The sequence below is a fragment of the Burkholderia sp. HI2500 genome (assembly GCF_002223055.1).
Taxonomy (GTDB): Bacteria; Pseudomonadota; Gammaproteobacteria; order Burkholderiales; family Burkholderiaceae; genus Burkholderia.
The window spans coordinates 1,175,296-1,194,229 of record NZ_NKFL01000006.1; the positions used below are offsets into that span (position 1 = coordinate 1,175,296).

The 18,934-nt window shown below is 66.9% G+C and carries 21 protein-coding genes; 9 read left to right on the top strand and 12 right to left on the bottom strand.

The window, feature by feature from the left end; translation table 11 throughout:
- Positions 1-253: 253 nt before the first annotated feature.
- The 3 genes from lhpI to CFB45_RS23030 all read left to right on the top strand — a co-directional run bounded on the left by lhpI (position 254) and on the right by CFB45_RS23030 (position 2,558).
- Positions 254-1,189 carry a bifunctional Delta(1)-pyrroline-2-carboxylate/Delta(1)-piperideine-2-carboxylate reductase gene (gene lhpI, locus CFB45_RS23020; RefSeq protein WP_089427531.1) on the top strand — a complete coding sequence of 312 codons (936 nt, stop codon included), beginning with the start codon at positions 254-256 and terminating at the stop codon, positions 1,187-1,189.
- 168 nt (positions 1,190-1,357) lie between these two features.
- The gene (locus CFB45_RS23025; protein ID WP_089427532.1) at positions 1,358-1,762 is read left to right on the top strand and encodes a response regulator transcription factor; all 405 of its coding nucleotides are present in this window, start codon (positions 1,358-1,360) and stop codon (positions 1,760-1,762) included.
- 16 nt (positions 1,763-1,778) lie between these two features.
- Entirely contained in the window at positions 1,779-2,558 is a 780-nt protein-coding gene (locus tag CFB45_RS23030) for a helix-turn-helix domain-containing protein (protein WP_089427533.1), read from the top strand.
- Positions 2,559-2,603: 45 nt separating this feature from the next.
- On the opposite strand, the gene CFB45_RS23035 is transcribed toward CFB45_RS23030, so the two are convergent.
- From CFB45_RS23035 to CFB45_RS23060, 6 genes are all read right to left on the bottom strand, one after another.
- The gene (locus tag CFB45_RS23035; protein WP_089427534.1) at positions 2,604-2,960 is read right to left on the bottom strand and encodes a metal ABC transporter ATPase; all 357 of its coding nucleotides are present in this window, start codon (positions 2,958-2,960) and stop codon (positions 2,604-2,606) included.
- 155 nt (positions 2,961-3,115) lie between these two features.
- Entirely contained in the window at positions 3,116-3,355 is a 240-nt protein-coding gene (locus CFB45_RS23040; protein WP_039367346.1) for a hypothetical protein, read from the bottom strand.
- Between the two features lie 16 nt (positions 3,356-3,371).
- A complete protein-coding gene (locus CFB45_RS23045; RefSeq protein WP_089427535.1) occupies positions 3,372-3,662 on the bottom strand; it encodes a DUF1488 domain-containing protein in 291 nt (96 codons plus the stop codon).
- Positions 3,663-3,800: 138 nt separating this feature from the next.
- Positions 3,801-4,199, bottom strand: coding sequence for a DUF488 domain-containing protein (locus CFB45_RS23050; RefSeq protein WP_089427536.1), 399 nt, complete (start codon positions 4,197-4,199; stop codon positions 3,801-3,803).
- A 152-nt stretch (positions 4,200-4,351) separates the two neighbouring features.
- Complete coding sequence (locus CFB45_RS23055; protein ID WP_089427537.1) at positions 4,352-5,554, bottom strand: amino acid aminotransferase; 1,203 nt, start codon at positions 5,552-5,554, stop codon at positions 4,352-4,354.
- 46 nt (positions 5,555-5,600) lie between these two features.
- Positions 5,601-6,986 carry an amino acid permease gene (locus tag CFB45_RS23060; RefSeq protein WP_069251526.1) on the bottom strand — a complete coding sequence of 462 codons (1,386 nt, stop codon included), beginning with the start codon at positions 6,984-6,986 and terminating at the stop codon, positions 5,601-5,603.
- 312 nt (positions 6,987-7,298) lie between these two features.
- Here CFB45_RS23060 and CFB45_RS23065 point away from each other — a divergent pair, with 312 nt between their 5' ends.
- From CFB45_RS23065 to CFB45_RS23075, 3 genes are all read left to right on the top strand, one after another.
- Complete coding sequence (locus tag CFB45_RS23065) at positions 7,299-7,772, top strand: Lrp/AsnC family transcriptional regulator (protein WP_039367332.1); 474 nt, start codon at positions 7,299-7,301, stop codon at positions 7,770-7,772.
- Positions 7,773-8,021: 249 nt separating this feature from the next.
- Complete coding sequence (locus CFB45_RS23070; RefSeq protein WP_089427538.1) at positions 8,022-8,654, top strand: type VI secretion system amidase effector protein Tae4; 633 nt, start codon at positions 8,022-8,024, stop codon at positions 8,652-8,654.
- Entirely contained in the window at positions 8,651-8,986 is a 336-nt protein-coding gene (locus CFB45_RS23075; protein ID WP_089427539.1) for a hypothetical protein, read from the top strand. Before CFB45_RS23070 ends, CFB45_RS23075 begins: the two co-directional genes overlap by 4 nt.
- Before the next feature lie 136 nt (positions 8,987-9,122).
- Here the strand turns inward: CFB45_RS23075 and CFB45_RS23080 are convergent, their stop codons facing one another.
- On the bottom strand, positions 9,123-10,034 hold the full coding sequence (locus tag CFB45_RS23080; protein ID WP_089427540.1) for an EamA family transporter: 912 nt from the start codon (positions 10,032-10,034) through the stop codon (positions 9,123-9,125).
- A gap of 326 nt (positions 10,035-10,360) precedes the next feature.
- On the opposite strand from CFB45_RS23080, the gene CFB45_RS23085 reads away from it, so the two are divergent.
- Positions 10,361-12,034, top strand: a complete 1,674-nt coding sequence (locus tag CFB45_RS23085) for a phospholipase C (protein WP_089427541.1) — start codon at positions 10,361-10,363, stop codon at positions 12,032-12,034.
- Between the two features lie 94 nt (positions 12,035-12,128).
- Positions 12,129-13,550: a cytochrome-c peroxidase gene (locus CFB45_RS23090; RefSeq protein WP_089427542.1), complete on the top strand. Its 1,422-nt coding sequence runs from the start codon at positions 12,129-12,131 to the stop codon at positions 13,548-13,550.
- Between the two features lie 29 nt (positions 13,551-13,579).
- Here CFB45_RS23090 and CFB45_RS23095 read toward each other — a convergent pair whose 3' ends face one another.
- From CFB45_RS23095 to CFB45_RS23115, 5 genes are all read right to left on the bottom strand, one after another.
- The gene (locus CFB45_RS23095; protein WP_089427543.1) at positions 13,580-14,311 is read right to left on the bottom strand and encodes a class I SAM-dependent methyltransferase; all 732 of its coding nucleotides are present in this window, start codon (positions 14,309-14,311) and stop codon (positions 13,580-13,582) included.
- A gap of 79 nt (positions 14,312-14,390) precedes the next feature.
- Complete coding sequence (locus tag CFB45_RS23100) at positions 14,391-15,701, bottom strand: NAD(P)/FAD-dependent oxidoreductase (RefSeq protein WP_089427544.1); 1,311 nt, start codon at positions 15,699-15,701, stop codon at positions 14,391-14,393.
- Positions 15,698-16,453 (bottom strand): amino acid ABC transporter ATP-binding protein, encoded by a 756-nt coding sequence (locus CFB45_RS23105; protein ID WP_089427545.1) that lies wholly within the window; start codon positions 16,451-16,453, stop codon positions 15,698-15,700. The genes CFB45_RS23100 and CFB45_RS23105 overlap by 4 nt, the downstream gene beginning before the upstream one ends.
- Complete coding sequence (locus CFB45_RS23110; RefSeq protein WP_046547751.1) at positions 16,450-17,106, bottom strand: amino acid ABC transporter permease; 657 nt, start codon at positions 17,104-17,106, stop codon at positions 16,450-16,452. The genes CFB45_RS23105 and CFB45_RS23110 overlap by 4 nt, the downstream gene beginning before the upstream one ends.
- An 88-nt stretch (positions 17,107-17,194) precedes the next feature.
- Positions 17,195-17,971 (bottom strand): ABC transporter substrate-binding protein, encoded by a 777-nt coding sequence (locus CFB45_RS23115; protein WP_089427546.1) that lies wholly within the window; start codon positions 17,969-17,971, stop codon positions 17,195-17,197.
- A gap of 161 nt (positions 17,972-18,132) precedes the next feature.
- Between CFB45_RS23115 and CFB45_RS23120 the strand changes: the two genes are divergently transcribed.
- Complete coding sequence (locus tag CFB45_RS23120) at positions 18,133-18,924, top strand: IclR family transcriptional regulator (RefSeq protein WP_089427547.1); 792 nt, start codon at positions 18,133-18,135, stop codon at positions 18,922-18,924.
- Positions 18,925-18,934: the final 10 nt, after the last annotated feature.

An 18,934-nucleotide genomic window follows, 5' to 3' on the forward strand; every position in this document is an offset into this window, starting at 1 on the left:
CCTGCCCGCTCGCGGGCGTGAATCGGGAATGGGTTCGCACTATACCGGAGCGCGCCGGCATCGAGGCCATGGCGGCCCTTCTGGACAGATATTAGAACCAAAAACGGCGAGGCGCTTTATTTTCTGGGTTGCGGGTGGGCCAGCAAGTGGTATAGATTCGATCCACACTGCCCTGTGTCACGGTATCCGGCAGCTCTTGGCGGGCGCGGCATGCGCCCGTCGTCCACGCTCACCGACGCATGCGACGTACACGATGACCGCTCTTTCCCCGATTCCCGTTTTCGACGCGGCCGACACGGCCGCGCTGCTCGACTACCCGGCGCTGCTCGCCACGCTCAGGCAGGCCGTCGCCGACTATGCGGCGGGCGAGATCGTCAGCCCCGAACGCCTGGTCGTGCCGCTGCAGGCGGGCGGCGTGATGCTGTCGATGCCGTCGAGCGCGCGCGACCTCGCGACCCACAAGCTCGTGAACGTGTGCCCGGGCAACGGCGCGCGCGGGCTGCCGACGATCCTCGGCCAGGTCACCGCCTACGACGCGACCACCGGCGAGATGCGCTTCGCGCTCGACGGCCCGACGGTCACCGGGCGCCGCACGGCGGCCATCACCGCGCTCGGCATCCAGGCGCTGCAGGGCGCCGCGCCGCGCGACATCCTGCTGATCGGCACCGGGAAGCAGGCGGCCAATCACGCGGAAGCGCTCGCCGCGATCTTTCCCGAGGCGCGCCTTCACGTGCGCGGCACAAGCGCCGACAGCACAGCGGCATTCTGTGCCGCGCACCGCGCGCAGGCGCCGCGCCTCGTGCCGCTCGACGGTGACGCGATTCCCGATGCGATCGACGTGGTCGTCACGCTGACGACGAGCCGCACGCCCGTCTATCGCGAAGCCGCGCGCGAAGGCCGGCTCGTGGTCGGCGTCGGCGCGTTTACCGCGGACGCGGCCGAGATCGACGCGAACACGGTGCGCGCCAGCCGGCTGGTCGTCGACGATCCGGCCGGCGCGCGTCACGAAGCCGGCGACCTGATCGTCGCGCAGGTCGACTGGCAGCACGTCGCATCGCTCGCCGACGTGCTGGGCGGCGCATTCGACCGCAACGGGCCGCTGCTGTTCAAGAGCGTCGGATGTGCGGCGTGGGATCTCGCCGCGTGCCGCACGGCGCGCGATGCGCTGGCTGCGCGCCAGGCCGGCTGACCCGCCAACCTCCCCCTTCAGCCGCGCTCGCGGCATCGCCCCCTCGGAGCCGCTCCGGCGATTTCCCGTACGCGTTGTAGGAATCGCCCTACAACGCGTCGCAGCGGCCTACATCAACTTCCAATTCGGCCGATTTCATTTTCGGCGGCGCAACACGATACTGCCGGCATGAATGCCAGCCCGTTACCCGCCGCGCTCCGGGTGTTTCTCGTCGATCACGCCGTCGCCGTCCGGCAGCGGATCGCGCTGCTCGTCGGCGCGATCCGCGGTGTCGCCGTCGTCGGCGAAGCGGAAGACGGCCAGGACGCGTGGACGCATATCCGCAGCAGCCAGGCGGACGTGGTGATCGTCGACCTGCGGCTGGCGGACGGCAGCGGCCTCGAGCTGATCGGGACGCTGTCGAAGGCCGCGCCGCGCATCGTCACCATCGTGCTGACGAATCACTCGGCACCGGCATTCAGAGAGGCATGCGCGTTGGCCGGAGCCGACTACTTCTTCGACAAGACCGTCGAATTCGACGCCGCATGCCAGGTCATCGAATCCCTGGCGCACGCTCGCGTGCACCACCCCTGACGAGCCGGAGTGACTCATGTCCACAGCCACCCCCTGCGCCGCCGACGTATCCATCGCGCCTCGGCCGACGATTCCGCTTCGCGCGGTCACGCGCGCCGACGCCGCCAAGCATCCCGCCGCACGCTGCTCGGTGTGCGCGATGCGCACGATGTGCCTGCCGCCGCACCTGACCGCAGCCGAATACGGCCGCCTCGACTCGATCATCTGCACGACCCGGCAGGTGCGCCAGGGCGACGCGCTGTTCCGCACCGACGATCCGTTCCAGAGCATCTATGCGGTGCGCGCGGGTTCGTTCAAGACGGTGATGATGCATCGCGACGGCCGCGAACACGTGACGGGCTTCCAGATTGCCGGCGAAACGCTCGGGATGGACGGCATCGGCGGCGGCCAGCATTGCTGCGACGCGATCGCGCTCGAGGACAGCGTCGTGTGCATCATCCCGTTCGGTGCGCTCGAAGCGGCGTGCCGCGAGATCAAGCCGATGCAGCACTTCCTCTACCAGATGCTGAGCAGCGAGATCGTCCGCGAATCGAGCCAGATGCTGCTGCTCGGCACGATGTCGGCCGAGCAACGCGTCGCGCATTTCCTGCTGAACCTGTCGTCGCGCTTCGAGGCGCGCGGCTATTCGGCAACGGAATTCAACCTGCGGATGACGCGCGAGGAAATCGGCTGCTATCTCGGGATGAAGCTCGAAACCGTGAGCCGGATGTTCTCGCGGTTCCATCGCGAAGCGCTGGTCGAAACGCGCGGCAAGCGCGTGCGCATCATCGACTCGCAAGCGCTCGCACGGGTCTGACAACCCGGAACCCAGGCTGCGCCTGACGGCACCGCGCGCGATGCATCATCGCACCGCGCGATCGGCCGCCGCGTTGCGCAGCCCCACCCTTGCACCGGCCGCCTGGCACGCGATCAGCGCCTGTTCGGCCTGCATGAACGCGCGGCGCAGCGCGTCGTCCAGGTTGCCGCCGACGCACGGCGGCAGCGGCCAGCGCGCCGTGTCGTGCATCACGAGGTCGAGTCGTACGTCGTACACGCGTGCGCCATCGGCGTCGGCGTCGGCGCTCGCTTCAATGGCGAGGTAACAGCCGCCGATCAGCGTGCGAAACCGTTCGAGCCGCACCAGCTGCGCGCCGGCTTCGGCTTCGACCGCGGCGGTCCCCGTGAATCCCAGGCAGGCGATCTGCATGCCCACGCCCATGTCGTGTCTCCTGACGGGGCCGCCCGCTCGTCGACCGCCTTGCATGTGCCGCCCGCACCGTAAGGCGGCGGCACGTGTTGCCCGTGGCACGGCGCGATTTCTGCGATCGCTGCCCGGCCGATAGTCTGCCCGCGCCGTCGCCGGCGCGGGTCCGTTCATACGTTGAAGGTCTGTGACGTCTTCATCTCGATCCAGGTCATGCCGGCCCGCAACCCTTCGATCATCGCCTCGCGCTCGGTCGGATACGCATGGCTGTGCTCGAACGTATGATGAAAACGCGCGGCGCCGGTGCCGTGCTCGACCGACACGCGGCAGCGGAATTCGCCCGATTCGCACGGGCGCGTCTCGACTTCGACGGACCAGTCGCGTTCGTGAATGTTGCCCTGCAGTGTCATGCGCCCTCCTGCGGTATCAGTCTCCGAGCCGGAAGTGGCCGCTGTGCAGCAGCACCGGCCGGCCGCCGATTTCCTCGAGCATGCGTCGTGCCATCGCCTCGATCGCCGACCGGTGCGCGTCGAATGCGGCCAGCAGGTCGCGTTCGAGCAGCGACGGCGCGCCGAAATGATCCTCCAGCGCCTCGGCCGTGACCGCGCACTGCACGCACCGTCCGTCGACCAGCGCCGAAAACGCCACGACCAGGTCGCGTGCGCAATATTCGGGTGGTTCCGGCGGGAAAACAATCTGCATCTGTCGGCCTGTCATCGTCGTGATGGCTCCATGACAAGAGCATAGTGGCGCGCGCGCCCGCACGCTTGACCCACGTCAACCGGTTCGCTGCACCGCACGATGACGGCGCGGCGGCGTGCCGGCGCGGCTGTGCGATGCAGCTACAAACGGCTTTCAGCCCGCGTCGGGCTCGATCGCCGCGCCGCGCTCCGCGAGCAGTTCGCGCAGCACGCTGCGGTGGCAATGGCGCTCGTCGTCGCAATAGCAGCCGATCGAAAACGCGGTGGTCGCCGACAGCGCCGCCAGCAGGTCGAGCACCTTCGGCGCATCGCCATGCGCCATCTCCGCACGGAAGTGACGCCGGAACGCGTTCCATTCGGCATCGGTTGCGGCGGCCTGCGCCTGCGCGACGAGTTCCGGGCTCGGCGACAGCGTCGGCAGCCATACATCATAGTAGTTGCGCGACGCGAATTCCGCCTTTGGCACGCCGCGCGGCGGCCGCCGCACCGTGCCGATCCGCAGGCCCTCGCCGGCCGCGCGCGGCGTGCCGAGCTGGATGATCCGGATGCCCATGTGCTTCCTTCCAAGTTGCGCTGGATGCCGTGATCGTACCGCCGTGCGTGCCCCCGCGTCAGCCGGGTGGCGCACCTTGCGGCCGCACAATGAAAAACCGGCTGCCCCCTTGCGGAGACAGCCGGTTCGGCCAGCCGCGTGGCGCGCCGCGCTCAGACGCCGCTCTTCAGCACCTTGCCGATGGCATCCGCGACGATGGCGACGTTCGAGTCGTTCAGGCCCGCGACGCACATCCGGCCCGAACGCAGGACGTACACGCCGTGCACTTCGCGCAGCGCGTCGACCTGCGATTCGGTCAGGCCCGTGTACGTGAACATCCCGCGCTGCTTCACGTAGCGCGTCAGTGCCTCGCCGCTGACGTGGTCGCGCAGGCCGTCATGGATCGACTGGCGCATCCGCGCGATGCGGCGGCACATCGCCGCCAGTTCCTCTTCCCACTGCTTGCGCAGCGCGGGCGTGCCGAGCACGGTTGCCACGACCTTCGCGCCGTAGGTTTGCGGGTTGCTGTAGTTCGAGCGCACCGCGCCGGCCAGCTGGCCGAGCACGCGGTCGGCCGCGGCGGCATCCTCGCAGACGACGCTCAGGCCGCCCACCCGCTCGCCGTACAGCGAGAAGTTCTTCGAGAACGAGTTCGCGACCAGCGCCGGCACGCCGCGGCGGGCCAGCTCGCGCACCGCGAACGCGTCCGCGTCGAGGCCCGCGCCGAAGCCCTGGTACGCCATGTCGACGAACGGCAGCAGCCCGCGCGCCTCGATCACGTCGATCAGCTTCTCCCACTGGCCTTCGTCGAGGTCGACACCGGTCGGGTTGTGGCAGCACGCGTGCAGCAGCACGATGCTGCGCGCCGGCAGCGCGTCGATCGCCGCGAGCATCGCGTCGAACTTCAGGCCGCCCGTCGCCTCGTCATAGTACGGATACGTGTTCACCGTGAAGCCGGCGCGCTCGAAGATGAAGCGGTGGTTTTCCCAGCTCGGATCGCTGAGCCACACCTGCGAATTCGGGAAATAACGCTTCAGGAAATCGGCGCCCACCTTCAGTGCGCCGGAGCCGCCGAGCGTCTGCAGCGTGGCGATGCGGCCAGCCGCGCGGGCCGGGTGATCGGCGCCGAACACGAGCGCCTGCACGGCGTCGCGATACGCGGCCAGGCCGACCATCGGCAGGTACGGCTTCGCGCCGCTGTCGCGCTGCAGCGCGGTTTCGGCTTCGCGCACGGCGCCCATCACCGGAATCCGGCCTTCGGCGTCGAAGTAGATGCCGATGCTCAGGTTGACCTTCTGGTCGCGCGGATCTTTCTGGAAGTTCTCGTTGAGCGTCAGGATCGGGTCGCCCGGGTACGCGTCGATGTGTTCGAACATGGCTTGAGTCGGTCTCGTTTGGAAGAATGGTCGGTCGTGGCCTGCGTCAGCGTGCGGATGCGCCGTCGTGCACCGCATAGCCTGCATTCTTCTGACGGAAGCGATACCCGACCGCGAGCACCGCGAGCCATACCGGGATCAGGTACACCGACAGACGGAGATCCGGCGTCAGGTACATCACGACGAGAATGCCGGCCATGAAAGCCAGGCACAGGTAATTCGTGAAAGGATAGCCCAGACTGCGGAAGGAAGTCTCCTCCCCGGCTGCGCGCTTCGCCTGGCGGAACTTCAGGTGGATCAGCGTGATCATCGCCCAGTTGATGATCAGCGCCGACACGACGAGGCCCATCAGCACCTCGAACGCCTTGCCCGGCATGAAGTAGTTGACCAGCACGCACACGCCGGTCGCGAGCGCCGACGCGCCGAGCGCGGCGAGCGGAATGCCGCGCTTGTTCACCGAGCACAGCACCTTCGGCGCATTGCCCTGCTTCGCGAGGCCGAACAGCATCCGGCTGTTGCTGTACACGCCGCTGTTGTAGACCGACAGCGCGGCCGTCAGCACGACCACGTTCAGCACGTTGGCCACCAGGTTGCTGCTCAGCGCGTGGAAGATCAGCACGAACGGGCTGCCGCCGGTGACGACCTTTTCCCATGGGTACAGCGACAGCAGCACGGCGAGCGCGCCGATGTAGAAAATCAGGATGCGATAGATCACCTGGTTCGTCGCGCGCGGAATGCTGCGCTTCGGATCGTCGGCCTCGGCCGCGGTGATGCCGATCAGCTCCAGCCCGCCGAACGAGAACATGATCGCGGCCATCGACATCACGAGCCCCGACACGCCGTTCGGGAAGAAGCCGCCGTGCTGCCACAGGTTCCGGACACTCGCCTCCGGCCCCGCATGGCCGCTCGCGAGCAGCCAGCCGCCGAAGCCGATCATGCCGACGATCGCGGCGACCTTGATGATCGAGAACCAGAATTCCGTCTCGCCGTACGACTTCACGCTGGCCAGGTTCAGCAGGTTGATCGCGACGAAGAAGACCAGCGCCGACACCCAGGTCGGCACGCCCGGCCACCAGTACTGCACGTAGATCCCGACGGCCGACAGCTCGGCCATGCTGACGAGGATGTACAGCACCCAGTAGTTCCAGCCCGACAGGAAACCGGTGAAGTGGCCGACGTACTTGTTGGCGAAGTAGCTGAACGAGCCGGCGACGGGCTCGTCGACGACCATCTCGCCGAGCTGGCGCATGATGAAGAACGCGACGATGCCGGCCACCGCGTAGCCGAGCAGCACCGACGGGCCCGCCATCTTGATCGTCTGCGCGATGCCGAGGAACAGCCCCGTGCCGAGCGCGCCGCCGAGCGCAATCAGCTGGATGTGCCGGTTCTTCAGCCCGCGCTTCAGGCCGTCGCTCTCGTTTCCAGAAACCATGTCTTCTCCACTCTGTCCGCGCCCGCCTGCAGCGGGGTGCGGCGCGCCTCGGTGTGCCGGGCGCTGTTTTGGTGTGCCGGGGCCGTTCGTGGAGCCGCCGGGTTGGGGACTGCAATCTTCGCGTGGCGGCGCCCGATTCGCGTCGGCGTGCCCGCCAGACCGGCCGCCGCCGCGCCCGCTTTGATGCGTTCGCACACGAAAATCCGGCGTCAGTTTAGCGTCGCGACGGCGAAATCGGGTTTCGTAACCCGTTCATGCAAACCCTACATTATGAGATAAGATTGCATCCAGGAGACAGATGAGGAAACAAAAATGCATGAACCGGTTCTGGATCGCCTCGATCGCCACTTGCTCGCGATCCTGCAGGAGAACGGCCGCGCGTCGAACCTCGACCTGGCGAAGGCCGTCGGCCTGTCGCCCGCGCAGACGTTGCGCCGCCACCGGCGGCTGGAGGAAATCGGTGCGATCCGTCGCTACGAAACCCGGCTGTGCCCCGACACGCTCGGTTTCGGCGTGACCGCTTTCGTGCACGTGACGATGGAGCGCGGGCATATCCGCGACCTGTCGAAGTTCCAGAAACTGGTGTCCGATCTAGCGCAGATCCAGGAATGCTTCTCGGTGACGGGCGACATCGACTACGTGTTGAAGGTCGTCGCGCACGATCTGAAAGGCTTGTCGCGGTTCCTGCTCGAGACGCTGATGCGCATTCCCGGCGTGAGCGGCGTGCATTCGAGCGTGTGCCTCGACGAGATCAAGTGCACGAGTGCGATGCCGGTCGAGGCGTAACGCCAGCGCGCCGGTTGCGATCAGCAATTGCGTGGAAAACGTGGTCGCTCCGTCCTTGCCCGATATCACGGATTAACAAGACGCTCATAGTCGCAAATTTCGCGAAAAATCGTACAAGTCCAATAGGCGACTTGTTTCCTATCGGCGATCGTCTTCGACTCCTTAATGCACCGAGGATCGACGATGCAAAAAACAGTAGCAGCGACAAGAGGCAGCGGTCCGGCCACCATCACGAACGGGGCGTAACCGATGCCGAATCCGCCCACGAAAGTCCGCACCAACAGCACGCCGCTCTCTGAAAAAACAGTACAGCTCAAAGCGCTGACGTTTCAACAGTTTTGGAACGCATATCCAAAGGAAGACCCATACGACGACCCGACTGGCGAATATCAAAATCAATGCGCGATCAGGATGAGCGTAACTTTCCACGCAATCGGCAGCAGCATGAAGTCGTTTTCTCAGAAGGTATTGAAACCTATGCCGGGAAAACAGACGCTCGGGCGCCTGGTCCTTAATGGCAAGGCAACTGCGACGCGCGCCTATGAGCTGGCTGAATGGTTAAAGCTTCGCCCATTCCTAGGCGTGGGAAAGCCGGAAAATATCACCGGACAGGATTGGCAGAACAAGATAAAGGGCCGCACCGGCATCATTTACTTCTTCGGCTACTGGCGACAGGAAGGAGATTCTGCTGACGCGTTGAGCGGCGGGCATATCGACCTGTGGAACAAAGACACCCTGACTCCCTCTGCCGTGTCGTTCTGGCGGTTTCGCATCGGTGTACCGAGCATGATCAACCCGCTCGATTATCTTCGGGGGCGACGCGGGAATTGGTATTCAGACCTGGCAGATTCGAAAGAAATTCTTTTCTGGGAAGTTAAATGAAACGACTGGCGATCGCCATTCTGGGACTCGCATGGGGCTTGCTCGTCACCTGGGCATCCCTTTATGCGTTCAGCCATATTCATTGGCCCGCTACACCGTCACGTTCGACTGGCTGTAACGACATGGAACACTGCGCACCTCACACAGTGTTCATCGTGGGTCTGCTTGCCCTGACCTTGTGGCCTTCGTTCGTCTTTGCCACGCTCAACGCCTTTGCTTACCGGCGCTGGTCGTCGCGCACCTGGGTGGTCGCGTTCCTTGCTGCCACGCTATTTGTCGTCCTTTTTCATCTTGCGAGCTACGCGGCACCAGCGCTAGGTTTCTTGCGTTAGGCGGAGACTACCGGGCGGCGCCGGTAACTTATGCACCGCCTCGGTCTCCGTCAACGACGACCTCCGCCAGCGATAGTTCGCTTTGCTACGACTGTCACGGTTCACCTCGCACTCGCTGTAGCCAGTGGCAACTGCGTCACCGCACCGCTTCAAACGCACTGATCAGCAACGCCCCCGCCGCGATTACCGCGCAACCGGCCGCCCGGCGCGGCGTCAGCCGCTCGCCGAGATACACGCGCGCGATCAGCGCCGCGAACACCACGCTCGTTTCGCGCAGCGCCGACACCGGCCCCATCGGCGCGCGATCCATCGCCCAGATCACGATGCCGTACGCGAGCGCCGCGAACACGCCGCCGCACGCGGCCTTCGCCGTTTCGCCGACCTCCTGCGTCAGCCGCAGCGGCCCCGCCCGCAGCCGGTAGTACGCGGCCATCATCGCGCCCGTCAGCACGAACATCCACGCTGTATAGCCGACCGTGTTGCCGCTTTCCCGCACGCCGATCCCGTCGACCACGCTGTAGGCCGCGATCGACACGCCGGTCGCGAACGCGGTCGGCAGCACCTGCATCATCCGGTGCGTGGCGCCGCGCCCGCGCTCCAGCCCGATCGCGAGGATGCCGGCGCAGATCAGCACGAGCCCCGCCTGCGCACCCAGGTTCAGCCGCTCGCCCGCGAACGCCGCTGCGCCGAGCGTGACGAGCAGCGGCGCGGTGCCGCGCGCGACCGGATACGCGACGCTCAGGTCGCCGTGCTCGTACGCGCGCACCAGCAGCAGCGTATAGACGACGTGCAGCACGGCCGACGCGACGACGTACGCCCAGCTCGCAGGCGTGATCAGCGCCGCGGCCGGCAGGAACAGCAGCGCGAACAGCCCGATCGCGATCTGCAGCACCGTGGCCGACCGGAGCCGATCGCCGCTGCTGCGGACGAGCGCATTCCACGACGCGTGCAGGAACGCTGCACATAGAACGGCAAACAGAACGGGGATCGGCACGCTGAATACTCGCTGACGGTCGGCCACGCGAAATCGTCGCCGCAGGGCGTTCATCGTAGGAATACGTCATCCAATTGTCAAAAAACGGGCGCCGCACCGCACCGTGCGTGCCCGCCCCGCGCGGCATCCGCGGCAAGCGGCCCACGCGCCGCGGGATGTGACACGAAGGTGGCATGCGGTCCACCCCTTTCCGTTCACTTTCGCATCGCATTCCGCCGTAATGAAATCGATACCGCAGCGCAATCGCGACGAAACCACTCCGTCCCCATATCTTCATACGGGACTGTTCCAATGCGCGTGCTCGCTCAAGAGCTCCGCGCCGGACCGACACGGCGACGGGGCCGCTCTCCACCATCGAAGACCTTACCTGGAGTTTCCCGATGTTCCGTCAAGCCTTGCTCGTCACCGCCTGCGCAGCCGCGGCGCTGGCGCTGTTCGCCTGCGGCGGCAGCGACGATCCCACGTCGACGCCCGCCGTGTCGTCGCAGGATGCGCTGCAGACCGCCACGCCGATCAAGCACGTCGTCGTGATCTACGGTGAAAACATCTCGTTCGACCACTACTTCGGCACCTACCCGAACGCGACGAACCCGTCGGGCGAACCGGCGTTCACCGCCAAGTCCGGCACGCCGACGCCCAACGGCCTGACGGGCACGCTGCTCACCGCGAACCCGAACTTCACGAACCCGGCCAACGGCACCGACGCGGCGAACCCGTTCCGCCTCGACCGCACGCAGGCCGCGACCGCCGACCAGAACCACGCGTACACGGCCGAGCAGCAGGCCGAGGACAACGGCCTCGCCGACCTGTTCCCGAAATACACCGGCAAGGGCTCGTCCGGCGGCGCCGGCGCGTTCGGCACGAAGGGCCAGGTGATGGGCTACTTCGACGGCAACACCGTGACCGCGCTGTGGAACTACGCGCAACGCTTCGCGATGAGCGACAACACGTTCACGACGGTCTACGGCCCGTCGACGCCGGGCGCGCTGAACGTCGTGTCGGGCCAGACCAACGGGATGCAGATCGTCAAGACGTCGAAGCAGCCGTCGACGCTTGCCGCCAGCTCGTACTACATCAATGACGGCCAGGGCGGCTTCACGATGATCAACGACGTCGACCCGGGCTTCGACGTGTGCTCGAGCACGACCGACCAGGCGATGATGACGGGCAAGAACATCGGCGACCTGCTGAACAGCGCGAAGATCACGTGGGGCGGCTTCATGGGCGGCTTCAACCTGTCGACGACGAACGGCAACGGCACCACGGGCTGCGCGCGCAGCACGGTCGCCACCGCCGTGAACGCCGCGACGGCCGACTACATCCCGCACCACAACTGGTTCCAGTACTACGCGTCGACCGCGAACCCGCAGCACACGCGCCCGAGCTCGGTCGCCGCGATCGGTTCGAGCCTCCAGGCGGACGGCAAGACCGCCGAACCCGCGAACCACCAGTACGACACGGACGACTTCTTCGCCGCCGTGAAGGCCGGCAACTTCCCGTCGGTCAGCTACCTGAAGGCGCCGGCCGCGCAGGACGGGCACGCCGGCTATTCGGATCCGCTCGACGAGCAGGCGTTCGTGACGAAGGTGGTCAACTTCCTGCAACAGCAGCCGGACTGGCAGAACACGGCCGTGATCGTCACCTATGACGACTCGGACGGCTGGTACGACCACGTGTACACGGCGCCGACGCACGCATCGTCGGACGCGGTCGACCAGGTCAACGGCAGCGGCAAGTGCGGCACGGGCGGCACCACCGGCGTGAACGGCGCGACCGTGAACGGCCGTTGCGGCCCGGGCGTGCGCATTCCGCTCGTCGTGATCTCGCCGTACGCGAAGCAGAACTACGTCGACCACACGATGCTCGACCAGGCGTCCGTCGTGCGCTTCATCGAGGACAACTGGCTCGGCGGCCAGCGCATCGGCGGCGGCTCGTTCGATGCGACGGCGGGCGACCTGCGCGCATTGTTCGACTTCACGTCGAAGCCGAACACGACGCCGCTGTACCTCGACCCGACGCTCGGCACCGTATTGAGCTCGGCGCCCGCGATCTGACCGGTACGTCGTGACCGCATGGCCGGCGCAGCACGCGCCGGCCGTTTCCGTTTAACGCGCCGCTTCGTGCGGCGCCCGATTTCCGACCGACAGCATGACTGCCCGCCCCGCGTTCCCGTCTCCCGACACCACCGGCCCCCGCGCGTCGCGCACGCCGTCCCGCCTCCTGCGCCGCACGGCGTTCGTGATCGGCGCCGCCGTGCTCGGCTACGGCGCGTTCGCGATCGCGTTCCCCGCGCAGGTGCCCGCGGCGATCGGCACCGTCGTCGCCGACTGGACGGGCGCGAACCCGCATCCGGTCGTGCTGCAGCGGCCCGCCGCGCAACCGCTGTCGGCGGTCGCGCAGCTCGGCCGCGCGCTGTTCGCCGATCCGTCGCTGTCCGCGTCGGGCAAGCAGTCGTGCGCGTCGTGCCACAGCCCGGATCATGCGTATGGCCCGCCGAATGCGCTCGACGTGCAGCCGGGCGGCCTCGCGATGACGCAGCAGGGCTATCGCCCGCCGCCGTCGCTGATGTACCTGTACCGTCAGCCGAACTTCAGCATCGGCCCCGATGCCGGTGAAAACGACGCCGCGCCGAGCGTCGCGCAACAGGCCGCGTCGGCGGCCGGCGTCGTCAAGGCGCAGAAGGTGGCCGGCACGTCGGCCGCGCCGCAACTCGTGCCGCAGGGCGGAATGTTCTGGGATGGCCGCGCCGATACGCTGCAGCAACAGGCGTTCGGCCCGCTGCTGAATCCGGTCGAGATGGCGAACGCGAGCGTCGACGACGTCGCGCGCAAGCTCAAGCAGTCGTCGCACCGCGCGCAGCTCGAGCAACTGTTCGGCCCGCGCGTGTTCGACAGCCCGCAGCTCGCGGTGTCGGAGGCGATGTTCGCGATCGCGCGCTACCAGGTGGAAGATCCGTCGTTCCATCCGTACAACAGCAAGTACGACCGCTGGCTCGAAGGCCGCGCGCGCCTCACGCAGGCCGAACTGCGCGGGCTGCGCCTGTTCAACGATCCGGACAAGGCGAATTGCGCGGGCTGCCACCTGTCGAAACCCGGCAAGGACGGGTTGCCGCCGATGTTGACCGATTACCAGTACGAGGCGCTCGGCGCGCCGCGCAACAAGGAACTGGCGCAGAACCGCAACCCGGCGTTCTACGATCTCGGCGTGTGCGGGCCGTTCCGCGACGACCTGAAGGATCAGACGCAGTATTGCGGGATGTTCCTGACGCCGACGCTGCGCAACGCGGCGACGCGCCACGTGTTCTTCCACAACGGCGTGTTCCACACGCTCGACCAGGTGATGGCGTTCTACAACGAGCGCAGCATCTCGCCGCAGAAGTTCTATTCGCGCGGTGCGGACGGCAAGGTCGACGAGTACGACGACATCCCGCCGAAGTATCGCGCGAACGTCGACGTGACCGATGCGCCGTTCGATCGCAAGCCGGGCGACAAGCCCGCGATGACAGCGCAGGACATCAAGGATATCGAAGCATTCCTCGGCACGCTGAACGACGAGCCGGTGCGGCATTGAGTGCGGGATGACCGCCGCGCCGCGTCGTGTCAGCAGCGCGCGCGGATGCAGAGGAAGGCCGGGGCCAGCGACAGCTCCGCATGAAGCCGCTCCGAGGCGGCCTTCATCTCGGGCAGCGGCTTCGGCTCGACGAACCGGTCGAGCCGCCAGCCGCTGTCGGCCACGGCGTTCAGGATGTCGGCGAGCGGCCGCCGCCACGCTTCGACATAGGGTTTCGGCTCACCGAAACCCGACCAGTGGAAGCCGAAGCGGGACGTATCGAAATAGGTGCCCTCGCCGCGCGTGCGTTCGTCCATCCAGTCGCGCATCGGATGCGCCATCGAAAACACGAGCGTGGCGCCCGGCCGCGCGACCCGCCGGAATTCGCGCAGCGTCGGCGCAAGGTCGCGCACGTAGTCGAACGCGAGCGAACAGACGATCTTGTCGAATGCTTCGTCGGGCAACCACGTGAGCGGCCCCTCCAGATCGCCCTCCACGAGGTCGACCGCGAGGCCCGCGCAGCGTGTTCTTGCCAGCGCGACCATCTCCGGCGTGACGTCGAACGCATGCACCCTCGCGCCCTGGCGTGCGAGGTGTTCGCTGCCGATGCCGGGCCCGCAGCCGGCATCGAGCACCGTCAGGTCGTCGACGTCGCCCAGCAGCGCCATCGTCGCCGGACGTTCGTAGAGCGCGTTGTGCGCCTTCGTCGGCGCGATGTCGGCGTAGCGTTGCGCGAAGCTCGCGTATGCCTTGCGGCCGGGTGGTTCGTTCGGATCGGTCATGCGGACTCCGTCGATGGAAACTGGGGGAGCCGATTCTGCCTGATCCGCCGGCGGGTGGCGACTCGGCGTCTCGCCTGCGTCACGACAGGCTGTCGAGCAGCCGATACCAGGCCACGCCGGCCGCGATATAGAAGCGCTGCAGCCCGTGAAACGGAATGGGCCGGATCGGCGTGCGCCGGAACGGCAGCGGCAGTTGCGCATCGCCCGACAGGTGCGCGGCCAGATGCTTGCCGAGCGTCGTCGCCATCGCGATGCCGCGCCCGTTGTAGCCGAGCGCGATCGTCACGCCCGGCGCGGGCTCGTGCACGTGCGGCATGAAGTCCGCGGTGATCGCGACGCGCCCGGCCCAGCGGTACTCGAACCGGACTCCCTTCAGTTGCGGATACAGCAGCGTCGTCGCACGCTCGAGATGGCGCCAGTCGCTCGTCGCACGCGGTTCCGCGAACGGGCCGCGGCCGCCCATCAGCAGGCGTCCCGCGGCATCGCGCCGGAAGTACAGCAGCAGGCGCCGTGCATCCGATGCGACCTCGCCGCCGGCGAGGATGTCGCGACCGAGTTCCGGCGCGAGCGGTTGCGTCGCGACGATGAAGCTGTTCGCGGCGATCACCGACTGGCGCAAGCCCGGCCACAGCCCGTCCGTATACCCGTTGGTCGCGATCACGACGCGGTCCGCTGATAGCGTCGCGCCGCCGGCCGTCGCGACCTGCCAGCGGCCGTCGGCACGCGTCAGCCCGACGGCGCGCGTCAGCCCGTGCACGACCGCCCCGCTCGCCTGCGCGGCGCGCACGAGGCCGCGCGTATAGCTGAGCGGCTGCACGCTGCCCGCGCGGCGATCGATCCAGCCGCCCGCGTACGCAGGCGTGCCGAGCCGGCGCGCGACCTCGTCGCGACCGAGCAGTTCGACCGGTGCGCCGCGCGCGGCCCACTGCCGCGCACGCCGGGCGACCGTGTCGAGCATCGCGGCAGTCGGCGCCGGCTGGATCCAGCCGTGGCGTCGCGCATCGCAGTCGATCGCGTGCCGCGCGATCAGGTCGAATACCGTGTCGGCCGCACCGCCGACCACGGCGGCAAGCTGCTCGCCGGCTTCGTCGCCGAACCGGCGGATCAATTCGTCGGGGTCGTATTTCAGGCCGGGGATCACTTGCCCGCCGTTGCGGCCGGACGCGCCCCAGCCCGGCTGCGCGCCGTCGATCACGCGCACGTTCACGCCGCGTTCGGCCAGGTGAAGCGCGGTCGACAGGCCCGTAAAGCCGGCGCCGACGATCGCCACGTCGCACGACGCGGAAGCGTCGAGCGCGGGTGTATCGGGCGCCGGCGCGGCGGTCGCCGCCCACAGCGAATCCGGCCACTGGGCGTCGGGCCATCCGGGTGCCGCGTTCCTTGCACTCATGTTCGATCCGGGTTGGCGGCGTCGTCCGACGCCAGCAGTCGACGCAGGAATTCCTGCGTGCGGGGATGCTTCGGCTGCGTGAGCACGTCGCGCGCGGATCCGCTTTCGCAGATGGTGCCGTCGTGCAGGAAACACACGCGATCGGCCACCTCGCGCGCGAATGCCATTTCGTGCGTGACGACCACCATGGTCATGCCGTCGCGCGCGAGTCCGCGCATCACGCCGAGCACTTCGCCGACGAGTTCGGGGTCGAGCGCCGACGTCGGTTCGTCGAACAGGATCGCCTGCGGCTCCATCGCGAGCGCGCGTGCGATCGCGACGCGCTGCTGCTGCCCGCCCGACAGCTCGGACGGATACGCATTCATCCGGTGCGCGAGCCCGACCTTGTCGAGCAGCGCGCGGGCCTGCTCGCGCGCTTGCGCGGCCGGCGTGCGCCGCACGTGGACCGGCCCTTCCATCACGTTCTCGAGCGCCGTGCGATGCGAGAACAGGTTGAAGCGCTGGAACACCATGCCGACCCGCATCCGCAGCTCGTGGATCCGTTTCGAATGCGCGTCGACCGTCACGCCGTCGATCGTGATCGATCCTTCGTCGTAAGTCTCGAAGCCGTTGATACAGCGCAGCACGGTCGACTTGCCCGAGCCGGACGGCCCGATCAGGCACACGACCTCACCTTGCTGCACGTCGAGGCTGACGCCCTTCAGCACCACGTGTTGCTGAAAGCGCTTGTGTATCGCATCGATCCGGATCATGCGCTTCTCCTCAGCGAGAGTCGCTTGCCGAGCCGGTTCACGCCGAACATCAGCGGCAGGCCGAGCGCGAGATACAGCAACGCGACGAGCGTATAGACGCTCATGTTCTGGAACGTCGACGACGCGATCAGCTGGCCGGCGCGCGTGATCTCCGCGACCGTGATCGTCGACGCGACCGATGAATCCTTCAGCAGCATCACCAGCGTGTTGCCGTAAGGCGGCAGCGCGATGCGGAACGCCTGCGGCAGCACCACGCGCCGCATGATCATCGGCCCGCGCATGCCGATCGCGTGCGCGGCTTCGATCTGGCCACGGTCGATCGCCTCGATGCCCGCGCGGAAGTTTTCCGCCTGGTAGGCCGAATACGCGATGCCGAGACCGAGCACCCCGGCCTGGAATGCCGACAGCTGGATGCCGAGATCGGGCAACACGAAGTACATGTAGAACAGCTGCACGATGATCGGCAGGCCGCGAATCACGTTGACGACCGTGCTCCCGACCGTCGACACGGCACGGTTGGGCGACACCTTCAGCAACGCGAGGATCAGCCCGAGCACCGAGCTGAGCACGAACGCGCATGCCGTGATCTCGATCGTGACCACCGCCCCCTTCAGCAGGATCGGCAGGAAATCGATCGCGTTCTGAAAAAACATGAGGTCTCCTATGCGACGGCCCGGCGGCACGTCGCAGTGGGTGCCCGCGATGCGCGGGCGATACCGCTCGGGAATCCCGGGCGCGCGCTCAGCTCATGTGCCACTTCTGCAGGATCTGCTGCAGCGTGCCGTCGCCCTTCATTTTCCGGATCGCGCCGTTGAGTTGCTCGAGCGTCGCCGTGTCGCCCTTGCGCACGATGAAGCAGACCTGCCCCTTCACGACGCTCTGGTATTCGGGCACGAGCCGGACCTGGCGGTTGACGCCGTGTTCGATCTGATACGCGACGATCGGCTGGTCGGCGAAGCCGGCCTTGATGCGGCCGAGCGCGACGTCGCGCATGATGTCGGCGATCGAATCGTAGGTGCGGACTTCCTTGAAGATGCCCTTCTTGTTGAGTGCGTCGACGAACGCCGTGCCGACCTGCGCGCCGACCACCTGCCCCTTGAAGTCGTCCATCGACGTATAGCGGCCCGGGTCGTCCGCCTTCACGACCAGGCCTTCGCCGAATGTATAGACCGTGTCGGAGAAGTCGACGACCTGCTGGCGCGCCGGCGTTTTCAGCATCGCGGCCGAGATGATGTCGATCTTCTGCGTGGTGAGCGACGGAATCAGCGCCGAGAACACGGTCTGCTGCACGTCGACGCGAAACCCGGCCGACTTCCCGGCCGCGGTGATCGCATCGACCATCATCCCCTGGATCGAATTGCTCTTGACGTCGAGAAACGTGAACGGCACGCCGGTGGCCGTCGCGCCGACCTTCAGCGTGGGCTCGGCCGCGACGGCGCCGGCCGATGCCGTGGAGAAAGCGATGCAGGTGGCGAAACCGGCGGCCAGTGCGCCGAACCGCTTGATGAACGAAACCATGATGTCTCCTTCTCGAATACTTCGGTGCGCCGGCCGGTCGCGGATCGACACTGCGACGATGACCCGATCTTAAAACGAATCAAAAATATCGTAAAAAGATTTTTGTGTATCGATATGCGATACGATATGATGCGATATCGAATCGATTCGGCCCCTTGCTCATGGAAACGTCGCCCGATCAGTCAAACGACCTGCTGTTCAACCAGTCGCTGGAGAAAGGGCTGAACGTGTTGCGCGCGTTCAGCGCGAAGCGGCGCACGATGACGCTGGCGGAAGTGGCCGACGCGGCCGGCATGACGAAAAGCTCGGCGCAGCGGATGGTCTATACGCTCGAGAAGCTCGGTTACATCCGCAAGCATCCGGTTACGCGGCGCTACCAGCTCACGCCGCACGTGATGCGGATCGGCTTCAACTATCTCGCGGCCGATACGTTGATCGACGTCGCGAATCCGTTCCTGTCCGAGCTCACGAACCTGACCGGCGAAACGACCAACCTCACCGAGCCGGACGACGATGAAATGGTGTACGTCGCGCGTTTCGTATCGACCAAGTTCGTGCCGATCCACATGCCGATCGGCAGCCGTATCCCGATGTACTGCACCGGCAGTGGCCGCGCGTTCCTGAGCGCGTTGCCGCCGGAAGAAGCGCGTGTGAGGCTGGACGGCATGGCGCGCACGCCGCATACGCCGCGCACGGTCACGGCGCTCGACGATCTCGTCGCGTTGCTCGATTGCGCGCGGCGCGAAGGCTACGCGGCCAACCAGGAAGAACTGTTCATCGGGGATATGTCGATTGCCGCACCCGTGCTCGGCAGTCAGGGGCAGCCGGTCGCGGCCGTGCACGTGGTCGCACCGACGAGCCGCTGGACGTTCGACGACGCGCGCCGCAAGCTTGCGCCGGCGGTGATCGACTGCGCGCGCGGGATCAGCAATTCGATCCGGACGCTTGAATAGCGTCGGCGAA

Bases quoted from the DNA above. Each gene is read 5' to 3' on its own strand.
- CFB45_RS23070 (WP_089427538.1), top strand. From the start codon at position 8,022: ATGCCGAATCCGCCCACGAAAGTCCGCACCAACAGCACGCCGCTCTCT.
- CFB45_RS23100 (WP_089427544.1), bottom strand. From the start codon at position 15,701: ATGAGTGCAAGGAACGCGGCACCCGGATGGCCCGACGCCCAGTGGCCG.
- CFB45_RS23060 (WP_069251526.1), bottom strand. From the start codon at position 6,986: ATGGTTTCTGGAAACGAGAGCGACGGCCTGAAGCGCGGGCTGAAGAAC.
- CFB45_RS23080 (WP_089427540.1), bottom strand. From the start codon at position 10,034: ATGAACGCCCTGCGGCGACGATTTCGCGTGGCCGACCGTCAGCGAGTA.
- CFB45_RS23025 (WP_089427532.1), top strand. From the start codon at position 1,358: ATGAATGCCAGCCCGTTACCCGCCGCGCTCCGGGTGTTTCTCGTCGAT.
- CFB45_RS23090 (WP_089427542.1), top strand. From the start codon at position 12,129: ATGACTGCCCGCCCCGCGTTCCCGTCTCCCGACACCACCGGCCCCCGC.
- lhpI (WP_089427531.1), top strand. From the start codon at position 254: ATGACCGCTCTTTCCCCGATTCCCGTTTTCGACGCGGCCGACACGGCC.
- CFB45_RS23095 (WP_089427543.1), bottom strand. From the start codon at position 14,311: ATGACCGATCCGAACGAACCACCCGGCCGCAAGGCATACGCGAGCTTC.
- CFB45_RS23085 (WP_089427541.1), top strand. From the start codon at position 10,361: ATGTTCCGTCAAGCCTTGCTCGTCACCGCCTGCGCAGCCGCGGCGCTG.
- CFB45_RS23120 (WP_089427547.1), top strand. From the start codon at position 18,133: ATGGAAACGTCGCCCGATCAGTCAAACGACCTGCTGTTCAACCAGTCG.
- CFB45_RS23040 (WP_039367346.1), bottom strand. From the start codon at position 3,355: ATGACACTGCAGGGCAACATTCACGAACGCGACTGGTCCGTCGAAGTC.
- CFB45_RS23050 (WP_089427536.1), bottom strand. From the start codon at position 4,199: ATGGGCATCCGGATCATCCAGCTCGGCACGCCGCGCGCGGCCGGCGAG.
- CFB45_RS23110 (WP_046547751.1), bottom strand. From the start codon at position 17,106: ATGTTTTTTCAGAACGCGATCGATTTCCTGCCGATCCTGCTGAAGGGG.
- CFB45_RS23055 (WP_089427537.1), bottom strand. From the start codon at position 5,554: ATGTTCGAACACATCGACGCGTACCCGGGCGACCCGATCCTGACGCTC.
- CFB45_RS23035 (WP_089427534.1), bottom strand. From the start codon at position 2,960: ATGGGCGTGGGCATGCAGATCGCCTGCCTGGGATTCACGGGGACCGCC.
- CFB45_RS23075 (WP_089427539.1), top strand. From the start codon at position 8,651: ATGAAACGACTGGCGATCGCCATTCTGGGACTCGCATGGGGCTTGCTC.
- CFB45_RS23105 (WP_089427545.1), bottom strand. From the start codon at position 16,453: ATGATCCGGATCGATGCGATACACAAGCGCTTTCAGCAACACGTGGTG.
- CFB45_RS23045 (WP_089427535.1), bottom strand. From the start codon at position 3,662: ATGACAGGCCGACAGATGCAGATTGTTTTCCCGCCGGAACCACCCGAA.
- CFB45_RS23065 (WP_039367332.1), top strand. From the start codon at position 7,299: ATGCATGAACCGGTTCTGGATCGCCTCGATCGCCACTTGCTCGCGATC.
- CFB45_RS23115 (WP_089427546.1), bottom strand. From the start codon at position 17,971: ATGGTTTCGTTCATCAAGCGGTTCGGCGCACTGGCCGCCGGTTTCGCC.
- CFB45_RS23030 (WP_089427533.1), top strand. From the start codon at position 1,779: ATGTCCACAGCCACCCCCTGCGCCGCCGACGTATCCATCGCGCCTCGG.